The 11,865-nt window shown below is 47.1% G+C and carries 10 protein-coding genes; 5 read left to right on the top strand and 5 right to left on the bottom strand.

What is annotated here, in order from left to right; translation table 11 throughout:
- The first annotated feature begins 20 nt into the window (after positions 1–20).
- The gene (locus ACX0G9_RS17635; protein ID WP_459066260.1) at positions 21–866 is read left to right on the top strand and encodes a murein L,D-transpeptidase catalytic domain family protein; all 846 of its coding nucleotides are present in this window, start codon (positions 21–23) and stop codon (positions 864–866) included.
- Positions 867–900: 34 nt separating this feature from the next.
- Here the strand turns inward: ACX0G9_RS17635 and ACX0G9_RS17630 are convergent, their stop codons facing one another.
- On the bottom strand, positions 901–3,342 hold the full coding sequence (locus ACX0G9_RS17630) for an ABC transporter permease (protein WP_459066259.1): 2,442 nt from the start codon (positions 3,340–3,342) through the stop codon (positions 901–903).
- A 216-nt stretch (positions 3,343–3,558) separates the two neighbouring features.
- Complete coding sequence (locus ACX0G9_RS17625; RefSeq protein WP_459066258.1) at positions 3,559–3,975, bottom strand: hypothetical protein; 417 nt, start codon at positions 3,973–3,975, stop codon at positions 3,559–3,561.
- 172 nt (positions 3,976–4,147) lie between these two features.
- Here ACX0G9_RS17625 and ACX0G9_RS17620 point away from each other — a divergent pair, with 172 nt between their 5' ends.
- The 3 genes from ACX0G9_RS17620 to ACX0G9_RS17610 all read left to right on the top strand — a co-directional run bounded on the left by ACX0G9_RS17620 (position 4,148) and on the right by ACX0G9_RS17610 (position 7,080).
- Positions 4,148–5,002 (top strand): class I SAM-dependent methyltransferase, encoded by an 855-nt coding sequence (locus tag ACX0G9_RS17620; RefSeq protein ID WP_459066257.1) that lies wholly within the window; start codon positions 4,148–4,150, stop codon positions 5,000–5,002.
- Positions 5,003–5,278: 276 nt separating this feature from the next.
- A complete protein-coding gene (locus tag ACX0G9_RS17615; RefSeq protein WP_459066256.1) occupies positions 5,279–6,295 on the top strand; it encodes an RNA ligase (ATP) in 1,017 nt (338 codons plus the stop codon).
- Positions 6,296–6,318: 23 nt separating this feature from the next.
- The gene (locus ACX0G9_RS17610) at positions 6,319–7,080 is read left to right on the top strand and encodes a metallophosphoesterase (protein ID WP_459066255.1); all 762 of its coding nucleotides are present in this window, start codon (positions 6,319–6,321) and stop codon (positions 7,078–7,080) included.
- 15 nt (positions 7,081–7,095) lie between these two features.
- On the opposite strand, the gene ACX0G9_RS17605 is transcribed toward ACX0G9_RS17610, so the two are convergent.
- The 3 genes from ACX0G9_RS17605 to ACX0G9_RS17595 form a co-directional block, all read right to left on the bottom strand.
- Positions 7,096–7,719, bottom strand: coding sequence for a hypothetical protein (locus ACX0G9_RS17605; protein ID WP_459066254.1), 624 nt, complete (start codon positions 7,717–7,719; stop codon positions 7,096–7,098).
- A gap of 163 nt (positions 7,720–7,882) precedes the next feature.
- A complete protein-coding gene (locus ACX0G9_RS17600; protein WP_459066253.1) occupies positions 7,883–8,479 on the bottom strand; it encodes a cysteine hydrolase family protein in 597 nt (198 codons plus the stop codon).
- A 37-nt stretch (positions 8,480–8,516) separates the two neighbouring features.
- Positions 8,517–9,452, bottom strand: coding sequence for a GlxA family transcriptional regulator (locus ACX0G9_RS17595; RefSeq protein ID WP_459066252.1), 936 nt, complete (start codon positions 9,450–9,452; stop codon positions 8,517–8,519).
- Between the two features lie 193 nt (positions 9,453–9,645).
- On the opposite strand from ACX0G9_RS17595, the gene ACX0G9_RS17590 reads away from it, so the two are divergent.
- Positions 9,646–11,820, top strand: a complete 2,175-nt coding sequence (locus ACX0G9_RS17590) for a carbohydrate binding family 9 domain-containing protein (RefSeq protein WP_459066251.1) — start codon at positions 9,646–9,648, stop codon at positions 11,818–11,820.
- Positions 11,821–11,865 lie beyond the last annotated feature (45 nt).

Below are 11,865 nucleotides of genomic sequence, written 5' to 3'. Positions count from 1 at the left end.
TCAACAAAATTTTACCGGTGATGAAAGATTTGAAAGGCAAGGGCGGTAAATATGGGCATTTGTTCATTCTCCTTTTTATTGTAGTAATTACCTGGAGTTTTATTACTCCCTCCCTGAACTTTAAAGCAGTTGCCGGTAAAGGATGTAAACAAGATACCGTTACTGCTCCTGCCGAAAATATCGCATCCGGCCTGAGTACCCCGCACAGAAGCCTGGCTTATGATCCATTGGGGTTTGGGGTAGGCCCGGTCGTCTTCACGTTTTCGGATTCTATACGGTTTAATTTTTTGTATGATAGTCTTAATCTCGACAGTCTGGATCTGTCCAGGGAGGCTTATCAAAAAGCCATACAGGGTTTTCTGAATCTTGAATCGTCGGGAGAGATCCGAAATGCGGGTGTTCTGTCCATTATCGATTTCAGTCTGCCGTCCTCGAAAAAAAGATTGTTCATCCTCGATATGTTCAATGGGCGTTTGCTGTTTAATTCCCTGGTCTCCCACGGTCGTAATTCCGGTACGGTTATGGCCACCCGTTTTTCGAACCGGTGTAATAGTTTTATGACCAGTCTGGGTTTTTATCTTACCGGTGACGCCTTCAGGGGAAAACACGGCTATTCTCTTCGCCTGGAGGGGATCGAAAGAGGGTGGAATGACAATGTATCCCGAAGGGCCATCATCCTTCACCCGGCAGGTTATGTGAGCGAGGAACATATCCGTCAAAGCGGTTTTCTCGGCCGTAGCGAAGGATGCCCGGCCATTCCAAAAAGCCTTAATAAAGCGATCATCAATACTATCCGTGGTGGAAGTTGTCTATTCCTGTATGGTGCCGATGATAATTATATCCGGCAATCAAAGATCTTGTCGTAGGGTAATCAACATCGTAGGTTGGTAAGGTCGTAAATTACTCTGTCTTTAAACTTTTAACCGGGTTGGCCAGTGCCGCCTTCAAAGATTCAAAACAAATGGTCAGCATGGCGATCAGGATCGCACTAAAACCGGCTATGGCATAGATCCACCAGCTGATCTGTATCCGGTAGGCAAAACCCTGCAGCCAGTTGTTCATGGCAAAATGGGTAACGGGGATGGCTATCACGAGTGCTATAAGTACTAGTACTAAAAAGTCCCTTGACAATAAATACAAAAGATGGGAAGAGGTGGCGCCCAACAATTTGCGGATCCCGATCTCCTTGGTACGTTGCAGTACGTTATAGGCGGACAGGCCTAACAGACCAAAACAAGCGATGGTAATGGCCAGAAAGGCAAAAAGTGCGAATACGACACCAAAGCGTTGATTTTCGGCATATTGACGGTTGTAGAATTCATCCAGGAAAAAAAAGTTGAACGGGTCTTCGGGAAAATAACTACCCCATATCTTTTTTGCGTTTGCGATTAACTGCGGCATGTTCTCGGAGGAAGTCTTTACGGAGTAATAGTTCAGATTGCCCGGCTTGGAAAAGAAGACGAGGGGGGTGATGGCATTCTGCAATCCCTCCTGGTGGAAATCGGCCAATACACCCACAATTTCCAGTTCACCATAACCGCTGCTGATCTTTTCATGCAGGGCTTTGGCGGGAGAAGCAAAACCCAGCGCCCTGACGGCGGATTCATTGAGCAAAGCTGCTTTTTTATCTGTGGGGTAATCTTTGGAAAGATTTCGACCGGCAGCCAGCCGCAACCCGTAAGATGGAATAAAATCGTCATCGATCGCCATATGGAACAGGTTGGTCATGCCCCGGTTGGGATCCTGCATATTTTTCCAATTGGTACACCATAAAACTTCCTGGCCCATCACACTGGAAGAGGCGGTGAAACTGTTGACACCGCTTATTTGTAACAGATCCTGTTTAAAAGCCGTTACCTTTTTTTGACGGAGGGAATCATCCGGGGATCTTGCCCCATGCAATACCACCGTCTGATCGATCTTTGCCCCTGAGTCCTGGCTTCGCATAAAATGAACCTGCATGATCACGACTATCGTCCCGGCAATCAGGATGATCGAAGCCGCAAATTGCCCGACAATCAAACTCTTCCTGATCCACTGGCCTCCTTCAGTATTTTTAAATCTTCCTTTTAAGACAGCAACCGGTTGATACCGCGATAACACCAAAGCAGGATAGGCTCCTGACAGAAAGGTACCAAAGAGAAATAAGCCGGTAAATATCCGCCAGTATTCGAAGGGAAGATTCAGGCCATTGCCAATGGCTCTGCCCGTAAACCGGCTGAATACGGGGCTCAGCAGCCATGCGGCCAGGAGGGCAACCCCTAAGGCCATCAAGTTAAGCAACAAACTTTCCAGGAGAAACTGTCGGATCAGATCCAGCCGGAGCGCGCCTAATACCTTTCTTACCCCCACCTCCCGGGCCCGTTCCATGGACCGGGCAGTGGCCAGGTTGGTATAATTGATCCAGGCGATCAGGACGATAAAAAAAGCGATCAAGAAAAGAAAGGCTACCGCTTGCCCGTCACCGTTGGCTTCGGCTTCCTCCGTATCATGGGAATACAGGTGAATATTCTTCAGAGGCATTAACCGAAAGGCGATACTGTCTTTGGCGCTTCTCATATCAGCCCGGCTATTCATATAATGATCGGCAAATGCCTGCAATTTGGCATCCACCCGTCTCCAATCCGTTCCTTTCTTTAATTGCAGATAGGTATAATAATCCGTCCATCCCCAACTGGTCTCCGCCTCGCTGGTCGTATCATTTCCACCGATCCGCTGCACCAGGGTTTTATAGGAGAGGATAAGATTAAAGGAGAGATGAGCATTGGCAGGATAGTTTTTAAAGACCCCTGTCACTTCGAACCGGGTGGCCCCACCACCGCCGCGGGAGGTTAGCGTCTTTCCCATCGGGTTCTCCTTCCCAAAATATTTATGGGCCATATCCTCGGACAGAATGATTTGGTTAACTCCCAGGAGCGCCGTGGCGGGATTGCCGCTCAGCAGGGGAATATGAAACATCGAAAGAAGAGAGGTGTCGGCGTAAAAAACCTTTTTTTCTTCAAATTTGATATTTCGATCTTCATTGGATAACAAAAAATCGGCCGCATATAACCTGCAGCTGTTTTCTACTTCCGGAAAGTCTTTTTTCAAGGCGGGACCCGCAGCCGGGCAAATAGAGGCGCATTTCACCACCAGTTTTTTATCCTGGAATTCATCCAATTGTACCCTGACGATCTGGTCCGCTTTTTCATGGAAGGTATCGTAACTCTTTTCATAGGCAACGTACTCAAAGATGAGCAGGCAGCAGGTTATGCCAACGGCCAATCCGAATAAACTGAGTACGGTATAACCGCTGCGGCGGAAAAGATTACGAAAGGCTATCCTCAGAAAATTGGTCAGCATAATCAAGGTAGGTTAAGTAAAATAAAGTACCTCAATGCCGCTAAGAGAATGCCAACTTGTTAATCGGTTTTAAATCAGCGAGTTAAGCGTGGGTCCGGGCCCGAAACTGCCCGTTTTTGATACGCTGTCTGTTCTTTTTCGGTCAAATTGACCCGCCCGGTTATAGCTATAGGTTTCGTGCTGAAAAGGTATGCAGATTTTTAGCCCTGGTTGCCCTTATTTCGACACAGGTACATACTTGGAAATGGTTCCGTCAGCAGAGATAATGCCATCATAAATAGTAAGGGTATCTCCGGTTGCCTGAAAATAGACTGCCCGGCTGTGATCAGTGATATAGGTCAGTTTGGATTTTTTAGGACCAAAAGGATTAGTGAGTTCCTTTTCTATTTTATACGTCCCGCTGTCCTGGGCCTGGCCATTAATATAGTGGTAATATTTTGAATCTGTAAATTGAAGGACATACCCATTTCCGGGGGCATAAGTGCCGCCCCTAGTGGGGCTATAACCGCCCTCCACTGACCTGATCTCCCAGCTTCCGACGAGGCCCTGGTTTTCTGCATGTTTGTCTTTTTTGCAGGCCATAAAAATGGTGGACAGCAGTCCTAAGCTGATCAGGAGAACGATATCTCTCATAGGTTTTTTTCTCCCTGACAAATCTTTTATAAAGATCGTTGCACCCTAAGCCCGTAAAAAAGGAATCAATGCATTACCCATGCAGGCAAATATATAGTTTTATGTATTGCCAACGGATTGTCCCGCTTCATTCAGGATCTTAATCGATAAATTTGAAGTATAACGATTTTCTATGGAACCTCTTGTCCGCAATATCTCCGATACCGCCAAATGGGTTGCCGTCTTCCGGGCCGAAGAAACCGAAAGACCGGATGCCGTATTCCATGATCCTTATGCCCGTCGCCTGGCCGGTGAAAGGGGCGAACAGATCGCCGATGCGATCGCCTTCAGCCGAAAAAACAGCTGGTCTTTTGTCGCCCGTACCTTTTTGTTCGACCAGTATATCAAAGAACAGGTTGCCCAGGGAGTCGACAGGATCATCAACCTGGCCGCCGGATTGGATGCCCGGCCGTACAGGATGGTTTTACCTCCTTCGCTTTCCTGGGTGGAAGTCGACTTCCCCGAGATCCTGGAATATAAAGAGTCTTTTCTCGGTAGGGAGCGACCTGTCTGCCGGTTGTTGTCTGTTGCCAGGGATCTGTCACAACGGAAAGAGCGTAACAAACTTTTTCGGGAATTAAATCAAACCTGCAAAAAGGCACTGGTCGTTTCCGAAGGGCTGATCACTTACCTTACCGAGGAAGCCGTTGGAGAACTCGCCAGGGATCTTTCTGCACAACCTCATTTTCACCGCTGGGCTTTTGATCTTTCTTCTCCGCCTTTGCTGGTAATGGCTAATAAAGAAATGGGCGCTGTCCTCAAAGAAGGAAATGCCGTACTGCAATTTGCCCCGGCTGCCGGCGAGGATTTTTTTACGCCCTTCGGCTGGAAACACCTGGAGTCCCGGTCAAAATATAAAACGGCCGCCTCACTGAACCGCCTAACCGGTGATCTGCTGACCTATGCCCATGTTCCCGAACCTCCCGGACCCAGACGTAGTTTTCCCTGGTCGGGGGTTTGTCTTTTTGAGAATATAAACTTGCGGTAGGGGAAGAATTTTTTTTTAAAACTTGGGTAAATAAAAAAAGATTTACATCTTTGTCATCTGTAAAAAATACAGATCCTTTTTATTTTCATGCTTTTCAACGAACACATACTAAACAACAAGACCATTAACCCGGTATTGGACTTGATGTCTGGCTTCGGCTTGGGCTTTGCCTTGGAGTATGTCGTTTATGGGGCATGTTTACAATGAAATAAATAAAATAAATTCATTATAACAGCGCCCCGCAAATTGCGGGGTTTTTTATTTAAAAGCAGGTATATGAGAAAGCTAGCGAGTATTCAGCGAATTAGAGCTTTAGAGAAAATTGATGGAGCCGATGCTATTGAAAAGGCAACGGTATTGGGTTGGCAATTGGTCGTAAAAAAAGGCGAATTTCAATTGGGCGATCTTTGTGTTTATGGTGAGATCGATAGCCTGATGCCGGATAGGCCCGAATTTGCCTTTTTAAAACCGCGTGGGATGCGGATCAGAACGATTCGTCTGCGGGGCCAGGTATCACAAGGTATTTGTTTTCCGCTTTCCATCCTTCCCAGCGGTACTTTTACGGAAGAAGATATGGATTGCACGGAGATACTGGGTATTACTAAATATGAACCACCGATACCCGCTTGTCTGAGCGGTATCATGAAAGGTCGTTTTCCTGCTTTTATACCTAAGACTGACGAAACAAGGGTTCAGGTACTACAATCGTTGTTGGATAAATACAAGGGAGAGACTTGTTATGTTACGGAAAAATTGGATGGAAGCTCGGCTACTTATTTTTTGAATAAAGGAGAGTTTGGGGTTTGCAGCAGGAATATGGAATTGCTGGAAGATACTGCTAACAGCTTTTGGAAGGTAGCGAGGGATTTGGATATTGAGACCAAACTGCGTTCTTTAAACGGAAATTATGCTATTCAGGGTGAACTGATCGGAGAGGGGATACAATGTAACCGGTTAAAGATAAAAGGACAAACAGTTCGTTTCTTCAATGCTTTTGACATTGACCGGTTCGTCTATTTACCCCTGTCTGAATTCCAGGATTTGTTTCAAATGCTGGATTTACCTACGGTTCCTATTCTTTCCACGAATTATGTCCTTTCGGATGATATAGAGTCGATCGTTCAAATGGCGATTATTAAAAGTACAGTGCATACTGAGGCATGGGCGGAAGGTATTGTTATCCGCCCCCTGGTTGAAAAACTGGATCTGATCTTGTCGAATGAAAATTTCAACAATGGAAGGGTAACATTTAAAGCGATCAATCCTGAATTCCTGCTGGCATATGGGGAATAAAAAAAACAGAAAGGGAGACAGTTATGAGAAGATTTGTAATGGGTGATATACATGGAGCCTATAAGGCGTTAATACAATGCCTGGAAAGGTCGGGCTTCGATAAAACCACGGATGAGTTGATCCAGCTGGGAGACGTATGCGATGGTTTTAACGAAGTATATGCTTGCGTGGAAGAATTGATTAGCATTCCGAACCTGATTGCCATTAAAGGGAATCATGATGAATGGTTCCATGATTTTATTGAAACGGGTTATCACTCCGATAAATGGCGTCAGGGCGGAAGGGCCACGGCTCAATCCTATTTGCGGGTTATCGGAAAGGAGGATATGATCATTCCTTCCGGAGAAGGTTATGCCACGGTTTTAAATTCGGCGGATGTTCCGGAAGAACATCAACGGTTCTTTCGCCGGCAGGCGCTTTATTATATCGATGAGCAGAATAATTGTTTTGTTCATGGCGGATTCAACCGGCAGCAGGAATTTAGAGGGCAGCCTTCCCTGGTTTATCTCTGGGACAGGAATCTTTGGTCACAGGCGCTTTCATTCGGTTCCTATAAAAAGAACAAGTGCAGTAAAGGCCGGTTTAAAATGGTGACGGAATTTAAGGATATTTTTATTGGGCATACGGCTACTACTTATTGGGGAACTGATCAACCCATGGACGCCGCCAATATTCATAACCTGGATACAGGTGGTGGGGGTGGAGGCCGATTAACCATAATGGATCTTGATACAAAAGAGTTCTGGCAGTCGGATCCTGTTGGTGAGATGTATAAGTTCCGGTAGAGGAAATTGTTCGCCTTATAGGTTTGCCGGTTTGTCCATCAGCACATAAGGGATCTTGGCTTCGCCGAGGGCAAGCATGGCCGTAAAACCATGATCCCGGATATCCGCCCATTGATCGGGGAAGATAGTCTGGCAGCCTTCCGAGCTGGTCGTATTAAAACCGCCGTGATGAATGTCGATGAATGGCCATCCATCCGGGTCCGTTACCGTTTCCGTCTTTGACTGGCCGTCGCGTATGAGGGTTACCGGTGCCGCCTGCCGGAAAGCCCAATAAGGAAGTAATCTGTTCGGAATGACCGGGACATCCTTTCCGGTGGCGATCAACCGATCATATATGGCCTTGTCTGCGTTATCGGCCATATTCAAATGGTGGATACCGTGTAATCCTTTTTTATACCAATAGACGCCGGGTTGCAAAAGGGCAATGCCCGGTTTCACGATAGAAGGATCGGTATTCCCATTATACCCTTTAAAAAAATCCGGGGTTACCAGGAAAAGGGCATCATCATAGATGCCACGCTTATTTCCTCCTGCCGGCTCGAAGTAGCCCCGGATTCCAAGGATCGTCACTTTGTTGGTCAGATTAAAAGGCGCCAACAGGCTCAGGGCCTGGGCACGGGTAAGTGTTGGGGTAGTCATGCTTAAAATAATAGCGTTTATCTAAACTACTATTAAGTATGCATCAAAACCACCGTGAAAACACCTATAACCGTACGTATATATTCGCATGTTGCTGCGGCAGGCAGGCTTTGGCTCTGTCTTAATTTGGCTCTGGCTGATTCAGGCTCCTGCCTGTCGCGGCTCAGGCTGGTACGGATTGGTTGATGGAGGCCAGGATTTCCAATAGTTCTCCGGTTGGCAGGACGGTGGCAAATTCCCGGTTGATCGTGGCCAGGGATAGCTGGTGTACCAGTTCGGCAGGATAATTTACTCCGTTCAGTCCTCTGGAATTAAAGGCGGCTGTTGCATCTGATAGGACAAAGGTATTATAGCCATAATTACCTGCCATCCGGGCCGTCGTGGAAATACAATGCTGCGTGGTCAATCCGGCGATAACGACGGTTCTGATCCCTTGCGCATCCAGTTGTGTCTTCAGATCGGTTCCGATAAAGGCGCTGTTGACGTTCTTACGGATAAGGGTTTCGCCGGGCAAGGGTTTTACTTCGTCCTTGATCTCGTTGCCGGGCTGTCCTTCCGCCAGGGGAGAGTTGGGCTTGAGAGAACAATGTTTGACGTGGAACAGGGGCCAGTTGTTTTTCCGCCAGTAATGGAGCAGCAGACTGGCATTATGTTCTGCCTGTGGGTTGTTACGTTCTCCGCCAAAGGGTTCCAATTGATCAAAACCTTTTTGGATGTCAATAAGGATCAGGGCCGATCCGTTCAGCAATTCTTGTTTCATGGCTGTTATTTTATGAATGTTTAAAAAAGAGAGATCGCTAAATGGCCTTTCGCTGCAGGATCCTTTGTAATTGCCGTTCGTTCTCAAAACCGCATTCTGCTGCAATGGCGCTGACCGTCATACCCGGTGAGTTTCGCAGGGTCCTTGCTTTTTCCAGTCTTAACAGGGTAATATATTCATGGATACTGACACCGGTTTGGATCTTGAAGGTCCGGGTGAGATTGCGGCTGCTCATGTTCACCTTTTCCGCCATTTTATCGATGGTGGTTTTGCTGGAAAGGTGATCTATCAGCCAGTCCTGCAATTGGTGTATACCCTGGTGCAGATGATTGCGGAAATTCAGATAGACACTTTCCTGTGAATGCTGGCCATTTCTTCTGGAATAAACAACCAATTCCCGGGCGACTTTATGGGCGAATAATGCGCCATGTTCCTCTTCCAGGATAAATAGAGCCAGATCGATCCCTGAACTTATCCCCGCGCTGGTATAGATGTTGCCGTCCCGGACAAAAAGAGAATCTTCCTGTACAATGGTAGAGGGAAAGCATTTCTTCAATTCACTCAGCATACTCCAATGCGTGGTGGACCGTTTGCCATCCAGCAGACCGGCCTTGGCCAGGATAAAGGAGCCAATACATACCGAACAGATCCGCACCTTTTGTTCTGCCTGTTCCCGCAGCCAGCCGTAGAGTCCTTCCCATTCTTTTTGATACTCCTGAGAGGCCAATAATTTCCGGCTGAAACCGGGGATAAACAAAAAGTCATCCTCACCCAGGCTTATTGTACTATAATGATCCAGGCGGCAGAAATAAAGACCCGAAGAATCATTCATTTCCGGTTTAAAGGAGCAATAGCTGATCTCATACTGGTCGTTCATTTGACCCGCTCCCCAAAACGCCTGAACGGGACCCGACAGATCGAGCAAATGAACACCCGGCGGAATAAAAAAGACGGCTTTTGTTTTTTTGTCCATAAATCAGGGTTCTTACACAAATATAGACCAGAGAATTGGTATGGGAAAGGACAAACAGGCGACAGATTGGGCCATTTTATTTTAATTGCAGGGTGTCAGCTGTATAGCCGAAATGCAGCGCTAAGTAATTGCCGAGTCCCTGTTTTGCCCAAATAATTTGTACATTTCCATTTTTCAAAATGTCTGGCCTGTCATGAGAGTTTTGCCCTTGTTGTTCTGTCTTTGTTGTATCCACTTTTCCCTTTCCGCTCAAAAAAAGAATGCCGGTTTCCAGCTGCACATCAAACGCGCAAGCAGCCCCATCCGGGTCGACGGGATTATGGACGAAACTGCCTGGAAAGATGCCGATGTAGCCGGTGACTTTTATATGGTGTTGCCGATGGACACCAGCAAGGCCAATGTGCGGACGGAAGTCCGGATGACCTATGACGATCATGTTATCTATCTGACGGCCGTTTGTTTTGACGGGATGAAAGGAGAGGCGATGGTAGAGTCCCTGCGACGGGATTTTAGTTTTGTCAAGAACGATAATTTTATCTTTTTCATGGATCCCTTCGAGGACCAGACCAATGGGTTTACCTTTGGGACAAATGCCGCCGGTGGACAATGGGATGGGATGATGTATGAGGGCGGCAAAGTAGATCTGAGCTGGGATAATAAATGGACCTCGATGGTCAAACATTACCCCGACCGCTGGATCCTGGAAATGGCCATTCCGTTCAAATCGCTTCGTTATAAAAAGGGGATCAGCACCTGGGGTATCAATTTCAGCCGGAACGATCTCAAAACAACGGAAAAATCGGCCTGGGCGCCGGTTCCCCGTCAGTTCCCCACCGCCTCGCTGGCCTATACCGGTGTGTTGGTCTGGGATACGCCTCCTCCCGAACCCGGCCCCAATGTTTCGGTCATACCTTATGTATTAGGCGGTACCGGTAACAATTATGAAAAGGGTAGTCCCATCAAATTTAAGAAACAGATAGGTGGGGATGTCAAGATTGCCGTGACCTCATCCCTGAACCTGGATCTGACGGTGAACCCGGATTTTTCGCAGGTAGACGTGGACAAACAGGTGGTGGATCTGAGCCGTTTTGAACTATTCTACCCGGAGAAAAGACAGTTTTTCCTGGAGAATGGCGATCAGTTCACCAATTTCGGTTATGCCTCAATCCGTCCCTTCTTTTCCAGAAGGATCGGTCTTGGAGTACCCATTGAATTCGGGGGACGTCTCAGCGGCAAGCTGGATAGAAACTGGCGGATCGGGGCAATGGATATGCAAACGGGCAGCATCGATTCCATCGGCCTGCCCAAACAGAATTTTGCCGTGATCGCCCTGCAGCGTAAGATCTTTGCCCGTTCCAATATCGGTTTCCTGTTCGTGAACAAAGAATCCCTCCATTATCAGCCTGGTAAGGATACGATCCATCCCGCCTATTCCCTGTATAACCGCAGTATCGGGGTGGAATTTAACCTGGCCTCTTCCAATAATGCCTGGACGGGTAAGGAATTGGTCTTGAAGTCCTTTAGTCCGGGCAAAAGCGGCAGCGATTTTGTCAATGCCGGAAATCTCCAATATACCAGCCGTCACTGGCTGATCAATGGGCAGTACGAGTATGCTGGTAAAAATTTTAATGCCGAAGCCGGTTATGTTCCCCGTCTTGGATATATCAAATTTAATCCCCAGATTAATTACTTTTTCCTGCCCCGGTCCGGTCCCTTGCTGAGCCATGGCCCCCAGGTCAATTCCACTTATTTCTACGATACCAAATTTCACCAGACGGATGATGAGACGCTTTTGACCTGGCTTTTTACCTTCCGCAATAGAGCCACCCTGTCAGCCATAGGTATTCATGATTTTGTACAGCTACTGTCTCCTTTCGATCCGACCAATACCGGGATCAATTACCTGGCCACCGGAACCCGGCATACCTGGAATACCGGAGGGATCGATTTTGTGTCCAAGCCGCAGAGTATTTTCACTTATGGTTTTTCCAGTCGTATCGGGGGGTATTATGCCAATGGAACCAAACTTACCCTGACCAATGATCTTGGCCTTCGTTTCCAGCCCTATGTGAGTATCGCCCTGAGTACATCCATGAATCGTTTGTCCCTGCCGCAACCCTGGGGGAATACTACCTTCTGGCTGATCGGACCCCGGATCGATGTGACCATGACAAACACTTTATTTTTTACGACGTATATACAATATAATGAACAGGTTAAGAATATGAATCTGAACGCCAGATTCCAATGGCGATACAAGCCGGCATCGGATCTTTTTATCGTTTATACGGACAATTATCTGACCACTCCGTTCTCGGTTCGTAACCGGGCTGTTGTTTTGAAGTTTACTTATTGGTGGAATATCTGATTTTTCAATTAAAACCCCTATATTTGCCACCCGCTGTTGATAACC

The sequence above is a fragment of the Flavitalea flava genome (assembly GCF_054461575.1).
This window is presented reverse-complemented; position numbering and strand designations above follow the sequence as displayed.